Origin of the sequence: Pseudonocardia sp. HH130629-09 (genome assembly GCF_001294645.1) — a bacterium.
Taxonomy (GTDB): Bacteria; Actinomycetota; Actinomycetes; order Mycobacteriales; family Pseudonocardiaceae; genus Pseudonocardia.
Genome location: NZ_CP011868.1, coordinates 4,517,680 through 4,533,612 on the forward strand (window position 1 = coordinate 4,517,680; position 15,933 = coordinate 4,533,612).

General features: G+C 71.2%; 15 protein-coding genes, 1 tRNA gene and 1 pseudogene. 14 read left to right on the top strand and 3 right to left on the bottom strand.

Features of this window, described 5'->3' with window-relative positions:
* Positions 1-49: 49 nt before the first annotated feature.
* The 12 genes and pseudogenes from XF36_RS20870 (at position 50) to XF36_RS20925 (ending at position 11,297) form a co-directional block, all read left to right on the top strand.
* Positions 50-595, top strand: a complete 546-nt coding sequence (locus XF36_RS20870) for a TetR/AcrR family transcriptional regulator (protein WP_060714871.1) — start codon at positions 50-52, stop codon at positions 593-595.
* A gap of 94 nt (positions 596-689) precedes the next feature.
* Positions 690-1,514 (top strand): helix-turn-helix domain-containing protein, encoded by an 825-nt coding sequence (locus tag XF36_RS20875; protein WP_238588973.1) that lies wholly within the window; start codon positions 690-692, stop codon positions 1,512-1,514.
* Between the two features lie 100 nt (positions 1,515-1,614).
* Positions 1,615-2,397: an SDR family NAD(P)-dependent oxidoreductase gene (locus XF36_RS20880; RefSeq protein WP_238588974.1), complete on the top strand. Its 783-nt coding sequence runs from the start codon at positions 1,615-1,617 to the stop codon at positions 2,395-2,397.
* A 159-nt stretch (positions 2,398-2,556) separates the two neighbouring features.
* A pseudogene (locus tag XF36_RS20885) lies at positions 2,557-3,138 on the top strand (cell division protein FtsK); the annotation flags it as partial.
* The gene (locus XF36_RS20890) at positions 3,135-4,820 is read left to right on the top strand and encodes a replication initiator (protein WP_060713266.1); all 1,686 of its coding nucleotides are present in this window, start codon (positions 3,135-3,137) and stop codon (positions 4,818-4,820) included. The pseudogene XF36_RS20885 and the gene XF36_RS20890, both read left to right, overlap by 4 nt.
* Positions 4,821-4,861: 41 nt before the next feature.
* Positions 4,862-6,121: an IS21 family transposase gene (gene istA, locus XF36_RS20895; protein WP_145981219.1), complete on the top strand. Its 1,260-nt coding sequence runs from the start codon at positions 4,862-4,864 to the stop codon at positions 6,119-6,121.
* Positions 6,118-6,969 carry an IS21-like element helper ATPase IstB gene (gene istB, locus XF36_RS20900; RefSeq protein ID WP_060713594.1) on the top strand — a complete coding sequence of 284 codons (852 nt, stop codon included), beginning with the start codon at positions 6,118-6,120 and terminating at the stop codon, positions 6,967-6,969. The genes istA and istB overlap by 4 nt, the downstream gene beginning before the upstream one ends.
* A 258-nt stretch (positions 6,970-7,227) precedes the next feature.
* Entirely contained in the window at positions 7,228-8,439 is a 1,212-nt protein-coding gene (locus XF36_RS20905) for an IS256 family transposase (protein WP_422662586.1), read from the top strand.
* Between the two features lie 69 nt (positions 8,440-8,508).
* Positions 8,509-8,799 (top strand): transposase, encoded by a 291-nt coding sequence (locus tag XF36_RS20910; RefSeq protein WP_060710840.1) that lies wholly within the window; start codon positions 8,509-8,511, stop codon positions 8,797-8,799.
* Positions 8,796-9,704, top strand: coding sequence for an IS3 family transposase (locus XF36_RS20915; protein WP_060711044.1), 909 nt, complete (start codon positions 8,796-8,798; stop codon positions 9,702-9,704). The genes XF36_RS20910 and XF36_RS20915 overlap by 4 nt, the downstream gene beginning before the upstream one ends.
* 31 nt (positions 9,705-9,735) lie before the next feature.
* Positions 9,736-9,924, top strand: coding sequence for a helix-turn-helix transcriptional regulator (locus XF36_RS20920; RefSeq protein ID WP_060713268.1), 189 nt, complete (start codon positions 9,736-9,738; stop codon positions 9,922-9,924).
* On the top strand, positions 9,924-11,297 hold the full coding sequence (locus XF36_RS20925; protein ID WP_145981440.1) for a tyrosine-type recombinase/integrase: 1,374 nt from the start codon (positions 9,924-9,926) through the stop codon (positions 11,295-11,297). The genes XF36_RS20920 and XF36_RS20925 overlap by 1 nt, the downstream gene beginning before the upstream one ends.
* A gap of 130 nt (positions 11,298-11,427) precedes the next feature.
* Here XF36_RS20925 and XF36_RS20930 read toward each other — a convergent pair.
* Positions 11,428-11,500: transfer RNA gene (locus XF36_RS20930), tRNA-Leu, on the bottom strand.
* 33 nt (positions 11,501-11,533) lie between these two features.
* On the opposite strand from XF36_RS20930, the gene XF36_RS20935 reads away from it, so the two are divergent.
* On the top strand, positions 11,534-12,352 hold the full coding sequence (locus XF36_RS20935) for a class I SAM-dependent methyltransferase (protein ID WP_060713270.1): 819 nt from the start codon (positions 11,534-11,536) through the stop codon (positions 12,350-12,352).
* Positions 12,353-12,527: 175 nt separating this feature from the next.
* On the opposite strand, the gene XF36_RS20940 is transcribed toward XF36_RS20935, so the two are convergent.
* Together XF36_RS20940 and XF36_RS20945 are read right to left on the bottom strand one after the other, a co-directional pair.
* Entirely contained in the window at positions 12,528-13,244 is a 717-nt protein-coding gene (locus tag XF36_RS20940; RefSeq protein WP_060713271.1) for a uracil-DNA glycosylase, read from the bottom strand.
* Positions 13,241-14,194: a Ppx/GppA phosphatase family protein gene (locus XF36_RS20945; protein ID WP_060714874.1), complete on the bottom strand. Its 954-nt coding sequence runs from the start codon at positions 14,192-14,194 to the stop codon at positions 13,241-13,243. The genes XF36_RS20940 and XF36_RS20945 overlap by 4 nt, the downstream gene beginning before the upstream one ends.
* 86 nt (positions 14,195-14,280) lie before the next feature.
* Here XF36_RS20945 and XF36_RS20950 point away from each other — a divergent pair, with 86 nt between their 5' ends.
* Positions 14,281-15,924, top strand: coding sequence for an acyl-CoA dehydrogenase family protein (locus XF36_RS20950; RefSeq protein WP_060713272.1), 1,644 nt, complete (start codon positions 14,281-14,283; stop codon positions 15,922-15,924).
* The last annotated feature ends 9 nt before the right edge of the window (positions 15,925-15,933 follow it).

Below are 15,933 nucleotides of genomic sequence, written 5' to 3' on the forward strand. Positions count from 1 at the left end.
GATGCTCCACTATAAGAGGGGCAGCGCTCCGATTGTCGAGGTGGGGGTCGTGCGGGCGGACGCGAGGAAGAACTACGAGCAGCTGCTCGCCGTGGCGGGGGTCGTCGTGGCCGAACAGGGTGCCGACGCATCGCTGCGCGAAGTGGCCCGGCGAGCCGGGGTCGGGCTCGGCACGCTGTACCGGCACTTCCCGACCCGGGAAGCCCTGCTCGAGGCGTTGCTGCACACGAACTTCGACGACCTCACCGGTCGTGCCGTCGACCTCGAGTCGTCGGACTCCCCGGGCTCGGCCCTGCTGACCTGGGTGCAGGACTGCACCCGTTTCACGACGACCTACCACGGCGTCACCCAGGTGATGATGTCGGCGATCGAGGACCCCGAGTCCCCCCTGCACACCTCCTGCGTGGCGTTGCGCACTGCCGGCGGGCGGCTGCTCACCCGGGCCCAGGACGCCGGGGTCGCTCGAACGGCGATGGACGGCACCGATCTGTTCGCGCTCATCGCCGGCCTCGCCTGGCTCTGCGACCAGCCGGCACTCGCGCCACGCGCCGAGCACCTCTTCGACGCCATCGCCCGCCCCGCCCTGATGCGATGACCCGGACCGCCGCCCCGCCCGCTGTGCGATCGCAGGGGGCGGGACCCGCGCCGTCGCCCGTCCCGTCGGGACCCGCCCGGCGGTGCGGTCCGCGGTGAGCCGCCCGATGCGGCCCACGTCGCTGGGCACCTACCTGCGCGCACGGCGCGCGCTCGTCGCACCCGAGCAGGTCGGGCTCCCCGACACCGGCCGCAGGCGGACCCCCGGGCTGCGGCGCGAGGAGGTGGCCGCGCTGGCCGGTGTCAGCGTCGACTACTACGTGCGGCTCGAGAAGGGGCACGACACCAACCCGTCCCCGCAGGTGCTGTCGGCCCTGGCCAGGGCCCTGCAGCTCGATCCGGTCGCGACGGCGTACCTGCTCGGCCTGGTCGATGGGCATGCGTCCGGCCCGGTGGGCCGCTGGCGCGACGAGGCGGTACCGGAGAGCACCCGGATGCTGCTCGAGGTGATCGGGCTCCCGGCGTTCGTCGAGAACCGGGCGTTCGACGTGCTCGCCGCCAACGCCGCCGCCACGGCGCTGTCCCCCGCGATCGTCGTGGGCGCGAACCGGCTGCGGTCGATGTTCCTCGACGACGCCGAACGCGCGCTGCACACCGACTGGGAACGCGAGGCCGTCGTCATGGTGGCGGAGTTCCGCGCCTCCGTGGGTGCCGCACTCGCCGACCCGCACGTCGCCGGCCTCGTCACGGAGCTCTCGGAGGCCGGCACGGGGCCGGGTGCGGAGTTCGTGCGGGTCTGGCAACGGCACGACGTCGAGCCGGTCGCCGGCGGCCCCGCCCGGTGGAACCATCCGGTGGCGGGTCCGCTGCAGCTGCGCCGCAACAACTACACCATCGGGGCAACCGACGGTCAGCTCCTCGTCGTCTACCATCCCGCCAGCGGGAGCGCCGATGCTCGACGTCTCGCGAACCTGGTCTGAGCTCGGCACAGGGGCTCTGTCAGGGCCCGGATCACCGCGGCCTGGCTCGGTCCGGGGCGCTGTCCCATCCTCGACCACGTCAACGATCACAACGGAACGGATGGTTCTCGTGAGCACCCTCGCGCTCGTCACCGGCGCCACGTCCGGCATCGGCAGGGCTTTCGCCGAGCGGCTGGCGGCCGACGGTCACGACCTGATCCTGGTCGGGCGCAACACCGAGCGCCTCGACGCCTTCGCCGCGCAGCACCCCGATACCGCAGTGGAGAAGGTCGCCGCCGACCTGTCCACCGACGCCGGCGCGACGCAGGTCGCCGAGCTCGCCGCGTCCCGCCCGCTCGACCTCCTCCTCAACAACGCCGGCGTGGCGCACTACATGCCGCTGACCGAGCTGCCCGCGGACAAGGCCCGCGAGCTCCTCGGCGTCAAGGTCATCGCCCCGACGATGATCTCTCGGGCCGCCGTCGCGCCGATGGTCGCGCGGGGTTCCGGTGCCATCGTCAACGTCGCCGGCATGATCGGCTTCAGCGGCCCGGCTCCCGCATCGGTCAAGCCGCCGCGCTCGGTCTACGGCGGCGCCCTGGCCCATCTCGTCGCGTTCTCCCAGCTGCTCGCCACCGAGGTCGAGGGCACCGGGGTCCGGGTGCAGGTCCTGTGCCCCGGGGTCGTCGCGACCGAGTTCCACACCCGCCAGGGCCTGGACATGAGTGTCGTCCCCCGGATGAGCGCCGAGGAGGTGGTCACCGCGGCCCTGCGCGGGCTCGAGCTCGGCGAGGTGGTGTGCGCACCCGGCGTCGAGGACGACGACCTCCTCGCCGCGGTCTCACGCGCCGACCTCGCCGCGTTCGCCGGCCAGAGCCCGGAGCTGGCCTCCCGCTACCGTTAGGTCTGAGACCACGCGGCGCCGGGCGGACCGAATCCTGTGCCGAGGGTCTGCTCGAGCAGACTCGTTGTGGAGGAGTCGTCGGATCCCGTTGCCGCGGTGATTCAGGTCGGCCGTGTCGCCACATTTCAGCACGCATTCGACACGGGCGGGCTGCTGGGACTAGAACTGCTCGACGACCTGGTCGAGCAGATGGAGACCCGCAAGCGCGACCACGCCGGAACCACACGGCTCGTCCCGATCACCCGCGAGACGCCGTTGGAGATCGTGGAGTTCGACGAGATCGGCGCCCTGCTCCGCTACGTCGGCGACCGCAAGACCCGCGAGGCCATCACCGAACGCATCGCACTGCTGACCACCCAAGGTCGCGCCCTCGGGTTCACCGTCCGCGGCTACGTCCAAGAACCCACCAAGGACACCGTCCCGGTGCGGGAGCTGTTCCCGCGCCGCATCTGCCTGCGCGTGGCCTCCAAGTCCCACGTCGGGATGGTGCTGGGCGACAACGCCTACGAGCGGGGTGCCTGGGCGAACCGGATCGGGGAATCCGAGGCCGGCGTGGGCTACCTGTTCGGCGAAGGCGTCCGCGAACCCCTGCGCGTCCGGGCCGCCTGGGTTCCGGATGACGCGATCAAGGCTTTGGAGCGGTTCGTCACGGCCCCCTCGCCGGACCCGGCTCGTCGCCCCGCGCCGGTGCTGCCCTTCCGCCCCGGCACGCCCGCGCTGCCTGCCGGAGGTGCCGCATGAGCACCCCGGAGAGCCCCACCGCCCCGATCGACCAGGACAAGCTCACCCGCGCCCAGAAAGGCATGCTCGCGCTGTCCAACGAGGTCGCCACCCAGCTCGCCGAGGACCACGGCGTCTGCGTCCGCCCCCTCGCCATGCGCCGCATCGACCAGAGCAGCGGCCGCGTCGACGTCGTGCCTGTGCCCTGCGGTTCCACCCGGGAGGACCAGTGCCGCCCCTGCGCGGAGAAGGCCCGACGCCTGCGCATGGTCCAGTGCCGCGAAGGCTGGCACCTCGAGAACGAACCCATCACCAAACCCGCCGACCCCACCGCCGCGCAGAAAGAACTCATGACCGTGCGGGCGGACCTGCACGCCGCCTACACCGACGCCCGCGCCAAGAACGACGAGGAGGAGTGCGAGGAGATCCGCGAGACCGTCGCCGAGGTCGACACCGAGCTACGCGCCCTCGGCGTCCGAGGGCGCCTGGCCCCGCTCGACCCCGCACCGCAGACCGTGCGCCGGACGACCCGCCGTCGCCAGGACGCACCGAACCTCCCGCGCCGTCCGGTGGAGGACCGCACCCTGGGCCGGGTGTTCGGCGGCAAGTACCGGCCCTCGACCTTCCTCACCCTGACCCTGGACAGCTACGGGCGGGTGGACGAGCACGGCGCCGCGCTCGACCCGGACTCCTACGACTACCGCCGGGCCGCGCGGGACGCGATCCACTTCCCCAAGCTGCTCGACCGGTTCTGGCAGAACACCCGCCGCTGCGTCGGCTGGGACGTCCAGTACTTCGGCACCGTCGAACCACAGAAACGCGGAGCACCGCACTTCCACGCCGCCATCCGCGGCACGATCCCGCGCTCCGAGCTGCGGGCGATCACGGCTGCGACGTATCACCAGGTGTGGTGGCCCGCCCACGACGAGATCGTCTACAGCGGGGACCGGCTCCCGCGCTGGGACAACGACCACAAGGCGTTCGTCGACCCGGACACCCGCGAGCCGCTACCGACGTGGGACGAGGCCACCGCCCCCGACGCACTCGCGGCTCCGGCGCACACCGTGGTGTTCGGGCCCCAGGTCCACGTCAAGGGCATCCTCGGCGGAACGGAGGAGGCCGGCCGCCACATCGGCTACCTGACCAAGTACCTCACCAAGTCCGTCGGGCAGGCCACCGGCCTCGACGAGTCCGCCACGTCGCGCCAGCGCGAGCACGCCCGCCGCCTCGCCGCCGAACTCGCGATCACCCCGTGCTCGCCGCGCTGCCCCATCTGGCTGCTCTACGGCATCGAACCCAAGGGCGCCCGACCCGGCACCGTCCCCGGGCACTGCAAGGGCAAGGCGCACAAGCCCGAACACCTCGGGATCGCCGGGCGCCGCGTGCTGGTCTCCCGGAAGTGGTCCAACAAGTCGCTCTCGGACCATCGGACGGAGCGGACGGCGTTCGTTCGGCAACTGCTCGACCGGGCCGGAGTCCAGCCCGCCTACGCCGTCGACGACGGCCCCTTCACCTGGGAGACCACCAAACCCGGCGACACCGACGTCCCACCCCGCACCGTGCTGCTGCTCCATGCGATCAACCAACGCTCCCGATGGCGCGCCGACTACGACGCCGCCGTCCTCGCTACCAGCGATGCGCCACCCGACCGTTCGGCAACCGAGGGAGCAGCTGTCGACGACGGGCTCAGACTGACCCCCTAGCGTCGGCTTGGGATTGACCCCCTCTGCACGACGCTGAGGGGGTGTTGTCGGTGGAGGACTGGGCCGAGATCCGTCGTCTGCATCGGGCCGAGGGTGTCCCGATCAAGGAGATCGCCCGCCGGCTGGGGGTGGCCCGCAACACGGTGCGCTCCGCGTTGCGGGCGCCGGGCCCGCCGAAGCGGGAACGGGGCCCGCGGGGATCGCTGGCGGATGCGGTCGAGCCGCAGGTGCGGGCATTGCTGGCGCAGTTCCCACGCATGCCGGCCACGGTGATCGCAGAGCGGATCGGGTGGGAGCACTCGCTGACCGTGCTCAAGGACCGGATCCGCCAGATCCGCCCCGAGTATGTCGGGATCGACCCGGTCGACCGGGTCGCCTACGCACCGGGCGAGATCACCCAGTGCGACCTGTGGTTCCCCGAGACCACGATCCCCGTCGGCCCAGGCCAGGAACGGGTCCTACCGGTGCTGGTGATGACGCTGGGCTACTCGCGGTTCTTGTCCGCGACGATGATCCCCTCGCGCCAGGCCGGGGACATCCTGTCCGGGATGTGGCAGCTGATCAGCGACGTCGGGCGGGTGACCCGCACGCTGGTCTGGGACCGGGAGTCTGCGATCGGCGGGACCGGGCGGGTCTCGGCACCGGCCGCTGCGTTCGCCGGCACTCTGGCCACCCGGATCCGGCTTGCCCCACCGCGGGATCCGGAGTTCAAGGGGCTGGTCGAACGCAACAACGGCTACTTCGAGACCTCGTTCCTGCCCGGACGTCGCTTCGCCTCCCCAGCCGACTTCAACCACCAGATCGACGACTGGCTGGCCCGGGCCAACACCCGCACCGTCCGAGCGATCGGCGGCCGCCCGGTGGACGTGCTCGCCCACGACTACGCGGCGATGACTCCGCTGCCGCCGCTGGACCCGCCGATCGGGCTGGCCCAGCGGATCCGGCTGGCACGGGACTACTACGTCCGCGTCGATGCCAACGACTACTCCGTGGATCCGCAGATGATCGGCCGGTTCGTCGATGTCGCCGCCTCACCGCGCGAGGTCGTCGTCTACTGCGCCGGCCAGGTCGTCGCCCGTCACGACCGCAGCTGGGCCCGCCACGCGGTGATCACCGACCCGGCGCACCAGCACACCGCCGCGGCGATGCGCCGCGCCCTGGCCCACGACCGCAACACCCGACAGGCCGCAGCACGCCGTCACCTCGACGGCCACCCGGTGACCCTGCGCGCACTGCCCGACTACGACGCCCTGTTCGGTGTCGACTTCGTCTCCACTGCCGAGGAAGCGAGCAGCTCATGACAACCACACCACCGAAGATCACCACCGACCCCGCTGGGAGCTCGGGGCCGGCCGGTCCGGTGCTGGCCGCGGTCCCCGACGGACTGCCGGCGATGATCGCCTACCTGACCCGGGTCCTGAAGACCCCGACCATCGCGGCCAGCTGGGAACAGCTTGCCGCCCAGGCCCGTGAGGAGAACTGGTCGCACGAGGAGTATCTGGGCGCGCTGCTGCAGCGCCAGGTCGCCGACCGCGAGTCCAAGGGCACGGTCATGCGGATCCGCACCGCGCACTTCCCCCAGGTCAAGACCTTGGAGGACTTCAACCTCGACCATCTGCCCTCGCTGCGCCGCGACATCCTGGCCCACCTGGCCACGAGCACGTTCGTCGCCAAGTGCGAGAACGTGATCCTGCTCGGCCCGCCCGGGATCGGGAAGACCCACCTCGCGATCGGGCTCGGCGTCAAAGCCGCCCACGCCGGCTACTCGGTCCTGTTCGACACCGCCAGCAACTGGATCACCAGACTCGCCGCCGCGCACCAGAGCGGCCGGCTCGAGGCCGAGCTGAAGAAGATCCGCCGCTACAAACTGATCATCATCGACGAGGTCGGCTACATCCCGTTCGACCAGGACGCAGCGAACCTGTTCTTCCAGCTCATCGCTTCCCGCTATGAACAAGGCAGCGTCATGGTCACCAGCAATCTGCCCTTCGGCCGCTGGGGCGAGACCTTCTCCGACGACGTCGTCGCCGCAGCCATGATCGACCGCCTCGTCCACCACGCCGAAGTCCTGACCCTGTCCGGGGACTCCTACCGCACCCGCGCCCGACGCGAGCTCCTGGCCAAACACAACCGCGCCAGCAACGACTGACCATCACCACACCACGCCGGGGGTCAGTTCCAATCCGTCGCTACGGGGTCACTCCCAACCCGCCGTTGACAGCAGCGGCATGCGGTTCCCCCATGATCGGGGGGACTGTTTCAAGATCGGTGTTTTCGGCCCGACACGCCGGGCTGAGGTCCGGCGAGATGGGCACGGACAGTGATGACATCGGACCTTGTGGATCCAAGCGAGGGTGACCCGAAGCCTGCTCGGCAGGCGTCGGCGGAGCGGGCCGCTGCGGCGGCGATGGTGGCCGAGGCGAAGGCGCGCGGGCTGGCGTTGACCGGCCCGGACGGCCTGTTGAAGCTCTTTACCAAGAATGTTCTGGAAACGGCGCTGAACGAGGAGATGACCGAGCACCTCGGGCACGACAAGAACCGGGCCGACTCCGGCCGGGAATCCACCAACGTGCGGAACGGGTCCCGCTCGAAGACGGTTCTCTCGGATGCCGCGGGTGACGTGGAGATCGACGTTCCGAGAGACAGGGCCAGCACTTTCGAGCCGCAGATCGTGAAGAAGCGTCAGCGGCGCCTCACAGATGTCGACGAGGTCGTACTGTCGCTGTATGCGAAAGGGATGACGACCGGGGAGGTTTCCGCACATTTCGCTGACATCTATGGGGCGTCAGTATCGAAGGAGACGGTCTCGCGGATCACCGACAAGGTCGTCGCCGAGATGAATGACTGGGTTGGTCGGCCGTTGGATTCGGTGTACGCCGCGGTGTTCATCGACGCTGTCCACGTCAAGGTCCGGGACGGGCAGGTCGCCAACCGGCCGGTCTACGCAGCCATCGGCGTCACCGTGGACGGCTGCAAGGACGTGCTGGGGCTGTGGATGGGCGTCGGCAGTGAGGGCGCGAAGTTCTGGATGAGCGTGCTGGTCGACCTGAAGAACCGCGGCGTGCGTGACGTGCTGTTCCTGGTCTGCGACGGCCTCAAAGGACTCCCGGAGGTCGTGGCCAACGTGTGGCCGCAAACCATTGTCCAAACCTGCGTCGTGCACCTGATCCGAAACACTTTCCGGCTGGTGGGTCGACAGGACTGGGACGCGGTGAAGCGCGACATCAAACCAATCTATGCCGCGCCCAACCCGAATGCAGCACTTATCGCTATGGATGAGCTCGACGAGAAATGGGGCCGTAAGTACGCGGCGATGATCCGGCTATGGCGCAACGCGTGGGAAGAGTTCGTGCCGTTCTTGGACTACGACGTCGAGATTCGAAGGGTGATCTGCTCTACGAATGCGATCGAATCGCTTAACGCCCGCTACCGGCGCGCGGTGCGGGCGCGTGGTCATTTCCCCACTGAGCAGGCTGCGATGAAATGCTTGTATCTTGTGACTCGCAGCCTGGACCCGACCGGGACGGGCCGCACGAGGTGGACGATGCGTTGGAAGCCCGTGATCAACGCGTTCGCCATCACGTTCGGTGACCGCTGGCCGGGAGCCGAGACCTACTGAGCAACGACGCCGAAACACCGATCACGAGACAGGCCCTGATCGGGGAGGCATCAGCTATAAGGGGTAGCGATGCCAGAGGTACGGAAGCGCTACGACCGGGAGTTCCGTGACGGAGCGGTCCGGGTCGTGGAGGAGACGGGCAAGCCGATCGCCCAGGTCGCCCGTGACCTGGGGGTCAACGAGGGCACGCTGGGCAACTGGGTGGCCCGTGCACGAGAGGCCCGCGAGGACACCGAGGGCCTGTCTCGCGGCGGCGTCGAGGAGCTCAAGCGGCTGCGCGCGGAGAACGCCGAGCTGCGGATGGAGCGTGATGTCCTCAAGCGATCCGTGGTCCTGTGGGTCAAGGAGGCGACGAAGTGAGCGTGGCCCGTTTCATCGCCGACCAGAGGACCTTCCACCGGGTGCCGCACACGCTGGCCTGCGCCCTGTTGGGGGTGTCGATCTCCTGGCTGTACAAGTGGCTCGACCGCGCCGCGCGTTCCGACGGTGGTGCCACCGCGACCGAGAAGCGCCGCTGCGCGTTGGACGCCGCCGTGGCCGTGGCGTTCGACGACGCCCAGCGGCTACACGGCTCACCCCGTCTGCACGCCGACCTGTGTGAGGCCGGATGGCGGGTGTCGGAGAAGACCGTGGCGGACTCGATGCGCCGCCAGGGCCTGGTCGCCCGCCGGATCAAGCGGCACAACGGGCTGACCCGCCAGGACCGCACGGCGCCGAAGTTCCCGGACCTGCTTCGTCGGGGTTTCACTGCGGCCGAGCCGAACCGCAGATGGGTCGGGGACATGACCGAGATCCCCACCGCGGCCGGGAAGTTGTATCTGGCCACGGTGATCGACCTGTACTCGCGGCGGCTGCTCGGCGCGGCCACGGGGCTGCACCCGAACCCCGAGCTGGCGTGTGCGGCGATCCGGATGGCGGTGGCGGCCCGCGGCGGGGCGGACCGAATCGCCGGGGTGATCTTCCACACCGACCGCGGGTCGACCTACACCGCGGGCGCGTTCACCGCTCTGTGTCGGCGGCTCGACATCCGTCAGTCGATGGGCCGGGTCGGGTCGTGTTTCGACAATGCCGCGGCGGAGGCGTTCTTCTCCAGCCTGGAGTGGGAAGTGCTGTCCCGCAACGACTTCGACACCATCAGTAGGGCGCGGGCGGCGGTCATCGACTGGTGTTACGGCTTCTACAACCACCGGCGGCGACACAGTGCCGCCGCCGGGCTCTCACCGATCAACTACGAGAACGCCGCCCTCACCCGAGACGCGGCATAAGAACCCTCCACGATCTCGGGGGAACCGCAGCATGACGAAGACGACGGAGCGGCTGACGGTCATGCAGGTGTGCGCCGAACTCGGGATCTCGCGGTCGACGTTCTACGAGTGGCGGGCGAAGAACCGGGCGCCGCGGTGCATCAAGCTCCCCAACGGTGACCTGCGGGTCCGTCGTGCGGAGTTGGAGCGCTGGCTCGACGCGCACGAGGAGGCGGCTTGATGGAGACCTCCTACGACGTGCGGATCTGGAAGACCGAGGTCTACAGCGGACAACGACGATCGACCCACACCGTCCGATGGTCGGTCGCGGGGAGGTCCTGGCGACAGCCGCACAAGACCGCTGCGTTGGCGGACGCGTTCCGGTCGGACCTGGTGTCGGCATCGCGGCGCGGTGAGGCGTTCGTCGTGGAAACCGGTCGCCCCATATCGATGGAGCGTGCCGAACGTCGGGTCGGCTGGCTGCCGTTCGCCCACGAGTACGTGTCGATGAAGTGGCCGCACCTGGCCCCGAACTCACGACGCAACACCGCCCGGGCGCTCACCAACGCGACCCTCGCACTGATCACGAGCGAGCGGGGCCGGCCGGACGACGCGACGCTGCGCAAGGCGCTGACTGCCTGGGCGTTCAACGTCCGGGCCAGTACCCACGGCACACCTCCGGAACAGATCGCACGGGCGCTGTCCTGGCTCGAACGGAACACCCGCGAGGTCGGCGAGCTGGCCGAGCCCGTCGTCGTCCGCGCCGTCCTGGACGCCCTCGCGGTCCGTGGAGACGGCGGCCGCGCCGCTCCTGCCTCGATCGCTCGGCAACGCGGCGTCGTGGTGAACCTCGGCGAGTACGCGGTGGAGCGTCGGCTCCTGACCCGCAACCCGGTCACGGCGATCGCCTGGAAGATCCCGCGCACGGTCAGGTCGGTGGACAAGCGGGTCGTCGTCAACGCCGCGCAGGCCCGCGCCCTGCTCGCCGCTGTCGGCACTCAGAAGCCGAGCGGCCCGGGCCTGGTCGCCTTCTTCGGGCTGCTCTACTACGCCGCTCTACGGCCGGGGGAGGCCGTCACGCTGCGCGCACCTGATCTCCGGCTGCCTGACCAGGGCTGGGGCGAGCTGCTGCTGACCGGCTCCACCCCCGAGGCCGGCGCTTCCTGGACCGACAACGGACGCCGCCGCGAGGAGCGGGAGCTGAAGCATCGGGCCCGGGGCGAGACCCGCTCGGTCCCCTCTCCCCCGCCGCTCACCGCTCTACTCCGGGCGCATCTCGCCGAGCACGGCACGACACCCGACGGACGGCTGTTCCGAGGTGTCCGTGGCGGCGATCTCCCGGAGGGCACCTACTGCCGTGTCTGGCGGAAGGCTCGCGCGGCCGCTCTGACCGCTGACGAGTTCGCCTCGCCACTCGTCCGACGTCCCTACGACCTCCGGCACGCCGCGGTGTCGACGTGGCTCAACGCCGGTGTCCCGTCGACCCAGGTCGCCGAGTGGGCCGGACACAGCGTCGGGGTCCTGCACCAGATCTACGCGAAGTGCATCGTCGGCCAGGAGGACGCAGCACGGGAGCAGATCGCAGCGGCGCTCGGGGACGACTCCGGTGCCTGAGTTTTCAGCGCCTATTCAGCGCAGGCACCCGGTGAACCCCGGTCAGCACCAGTGCCCGCCGGACAACATCATCGTGGCCGGCGCGAGTGTAACGGCTGGTCAGAGGGGTAGTCTCGATGTGGAAGCGAGGTGCCCCCGGTCGGACTCGAACCGACACTGGGACCCTTTTAAGGGGCCTGCCTCTGCCGTTGGGCTACGGGGGCGCCGCGACAGCGTAGCCAGGTCGGGAAGGACTCATGCCGAGCACCGAGAAGGTCGATCTCCGGGGCGCCGCGGCGACCCTGCTCGTGACCCTCTACATGCGACGCCTGGACGCACGCTCCCGCCGCCCCATCCTCGGCGACCCGTGGGCGGAACCGGTCTGGGACCGCATCGAACACGACGTCCACGGCCTCTGGCAGTTCACCGGCGACGTCTCGACCATCGCGTGCCGCGCCGTGACCCTGGACGGCTGGACCCGCGAGTTCCTCGCCGAGGAGCCCGCCGGCCAGGTCCTGCACCTGGGGTGCGGACTCGACAGCAGGCCGCTGCGGGTCGGCGTGCCGTCGACGTGCCGGTGGGTCGACGTCGACCAGCCCGAGGTCATGGACGTCCGCCGCCGGCTCTACGACCTGCCGGGGGGCATCGAGCAGGTCTCCGGCTCCGTCACCGACGACGACTGGTGGTCCGCCGTCGACACCACCCTGCCGACGCTCGTCGTCGCCGAGGGCCTGTTCATGTACGTCCCACCCGACGCCGTGCACGCGACCGTCGACCGCATCGTGTCGGGTACCCCGTCGACGACGGTGGCGTTCGACGCCGTCGCCCCGTGGACGGTGCGCGCCTCGCGCTGGACGCCGATGTTCCGCGCGGTCGGCACCGAGTTCCGCTCGGCCTGGAACCCGGCCGAGTTCGCGCACCGGCACCCGTCGCTGATCGAACGCGACGACATCTCGATCTACGACGAGGTGTCCCTGCGCGAGCCGCGGGTGTGGCTCCGTCCGCTGCTGTCGGCGGCGGGGCACGTCCCCGCCATGCAGGACGCGATGCGCCTGCACCGCTTCACCACCGACTGAGTCCCACTGCCGGGACACCCGCCGAGATGCAGCTCAGCGGGTGGCACCCCGCGCCGGAACCCCGCTGAGCTGCATCTCGACGACGGCAGCGGCGCGGCGGGGACGGGAGGGTGCTGCGTAGCGGTGAGCAGAGCAGAGCTACCCCCGACCTCACCCCGACCAGCGACGACGAGACTTATCGTCGGGTCGGCGTCAATCCGCCGGCCGATGCGGTGTCGGCCGGTACCTGCTCCACCATGGCCGGGGTGAGCCGTCCGGTGAAGGTGTTCTGCTGGCTCACGTGGTAGCAGCCGAACAGCTCCAGCGGCTCCCGGTCGGGTCGGCCGGGTGCAAGCGTCACGGAGGCCCCGTGCCCGAACCTCGGCGCCGGCCGCGGAACCGTCCACCCCGCCCCGGCCAGCACCGGCAGCAGCGCCTGCCAGCCGAAGCCCCCGAGCACCATGATCGAGCGGACCGTCGGGGCCAGCAGGTCGAGCTCCTGCTCCAGCCAGCCGCGGCAGGTGTCGCGTTCGGCCGGGGTCGGCTTGTTCGCCGGGGGCGCGCAGTGCACGGGCGCAGTGATCCGGACCCCGTACAGCTCCAGGCCGTCGCCGATGTGCGAGGCGGTCGGCTGCGAGGCCAGCCCGACGGTGTGCAGCGCGGCGTAGAGCACGTCGCCGCTGCGGTCGCCGGTGAACATGCGCCCGGTCCGGTTCGCTCCGTGCGCGGCCGGAGCCAGCCCGACGATCAGCATCCGCGCGTCGGGCGGGCCGAGGCCGGGTACCGGCCGACCCCAGTAGGTCTCGTCGCGGAACGCGGCCCGCTTCTCCCGGGCCACCTGCTCGCGCCACTCGACCAGCCGCGGGCAGGCCCGGCACTCGGAGATCCGCTGGTCCAGGACCGCCAGGTTCATGCGATCGATCGCGCGATCCCGTCGAGGATGTCGTGCTCGGACACGACGACCCGGTCGATCCCGGCGCGCGCGTGCAGCTCGTCGGCGAGGGCCTGCACGACCAGCGACCCGGCACCGATGACGTCGACGCGGCCCGGGTGCAGCGAACCGTGCTTCTCCCGCTCCGACCGCGACGACCGGATCAGCAGGTCCGCGACCCGGTGCAGGTCCTCGCGGGTCAGCGTCGAGCCGTGCACCTGCTCGCGGTCGTAGGCGGGCAGCTCCTGGGCGATCCCGGAGAGCGAGGTGATCGTCCCGGCCACCCCGACCCAGGTCCTCGCGGTCTCGAGCGGCACCGACGCGAACGCCTCGGCCAGCACCTCACCGGCGACCGTACGCGCGGAGTCGATCTCGGCCTCCGACGGCGGGTCGGAGGGCAGGCAGCGCTCGGTCAGCCGCACCGACCCCATGTCGACCGACTTCGCCGCGGTCACCACCGCGACCCCGTCCCGCAGCTCGCCCACGACGACCTCGGTGGACCCGCCGCCGACGTCGGTGACGACGAACGGGCCGTCGTCGGGGTCGAGGTCACCGACGGCGCCGACGAACGACAGGCGCGCCTCCTCGTCGCCGGAGATGATCTCCGCCTCGACGCCGAGGGTGTCGCGGACCATCGCGAAGAAGTCCTCGCGGTTCGACGCGTCCCGGGTCGCCGACGTCGCGACCATCCGGATCCGCTCGGCGCCCTTGCGGCGGGCGGCGACCGCGTAGTCGACGAGTGCCACCCGGGTCCGCTCCAGCGCCTCCGGGTCGAGCCGGCCGGTCGCGTCGACGCCCTTGCCGAGCCGCACGATCCGCATCTCGCGGTGCAGGTCGCGCAGCTCCTTCTGGCCGTCGAACGCCTCACCGACGTCGGCGACCAGCAGCCGGATCGAATTGGTTCCGCAGTCGATGGCGGCGACCCGCGACATCGGCACTCCCTGTTCTCGGCGACCGTCGGACCTCACCGTAGTCGCGATCGCCCGGTGGAGCCGCCGGTCCGGGTTACCCTCCGGTAATGGCGACGACGCACACCCCCGCCCCGGTGTCGGGCCTCGGCACCCACGAGGTCCTCAACCAGGTCCCGCCGCGTTCGGACGGCGACCTGCTCTCCGCGGACCCGGCCGTCGCCGAGGCGCTCGCGCGCGAAGGCGGGGACGCGGCGGCGCTGGAGGCGGTGGCCGCGGCCGTCGGGACCGCGGAGCACCGCGAGCACGCCCGCGCCGCGAACGCCCACGAGCCGGAGCTGCGCACGCACGACCGCACCGGGCACCGCGTCGACGAGGTCGCCTTCCACCCGTCCTGGCACACGTTGATGCGCACGAGCGTCGAGCACGGTCTCGCCGCCGCCCCGTGGGCCGCGGCACCCGGCACCGGCGCGCACGTCACCCGGGCCGCGGGCTTCTACCTGACCTCGCAGGTGGAGCAGGGCCACCTGTGCCCGATCTCGATGACCTACGCGTCGGTGCCGGCACTGCGCCACGCCCCGGAGCTCGCCGCCGCCTACGAGCCCGGCCTGACCGCCCGGACCTACGCACCCGGGCTCGCCGTCCCCACGGACAAGGACGGGCTGCTCGCGGGGATGTCGATGACCGAGAAGCAGGGCGGCTCCGACGTCCGCGCGGGCACCACGGTCGCCACCCCACAGCCCGACGGCAGCTACCGCCTGACCGGGCACAAGTGGTTCACCAGCGCCCCGATGAACGACCTGTTCCTCACCCTCGCCCAGGCCCCCGGCGGGCTGACCTGCCTGGTCCTACCCCGGGTCCTGCCCGACGGCACCCGCAACGCGATCCGGCTCCAGCGGCTCAAGGACAAGCTGGGCAACCGGTCCAACGCCTCGTCGGAGATCGAGTACGCCGGCGCCGTCGGGTGGCGGGTCGGCGACGAGGGCCGGGGCGTCCGCACGATCATCGAGATGGTCTCGATGACCCGGCTCGACTGCGTGCTCGGCTCCGCGGCGACCGCGCGGGCCGCGGTCACCGAGGCCGCGCACCACGTCGCGCACCGGTCGGCCTTCGGCGCCCGGCTGGCCGACCAGCCCCTGATGCGCGAGGTCCTCGCCGAACTCGCCGCCGAGACCGAGGCCGCGACGGTCCTGGCGCTGCGCCTGGCCGGTGCCGTCGACCGGGGTGAGACGGCGCTGCTGCGCCTGGCCCTGCCCGTGTCGAAGTACCTGGTGTGCAAGCGGGCCTCGACCGTCGTCGCCGAGGCGCTGGAGTGCCTGGGCGGCAACGGCTACGTCGAGGAGTCCGACCTGCCCCGGCTCTACCGCGAGGCACCGCTGAACTCGATCTGGGAGGGCTCGGGCAACGTCACCGCGCTCGACGCCCTGCGTGCCATCGCCCGCGAGCCGCACGCCGTCGAGGCGCTGCTCGCCGAGATCGACCTGGCCGCGGGATCCGACCCGCGGCTGGACGCGACGGTCACCGCGCTGCGCGCCGAGCTGGCCGCGCCGGAGGAACGGCGGGCCCGCCGTCTCGCGGAGCTGGCCGCGCTGGCGCTGCAGGGGTCACTGCTGGTCCGCCACTCCCCGACGGCCGTCGCGGACGTCTTCCTCACGACCCGGCTCGACGCCGACGGGCCGCTGCGCACCGCGGGGACCCGGCCGGGCAAGGACAGCGTCGGGGTGCTGCTGGACCGGGCGACGCCCGTCGGCTGACACACCGGC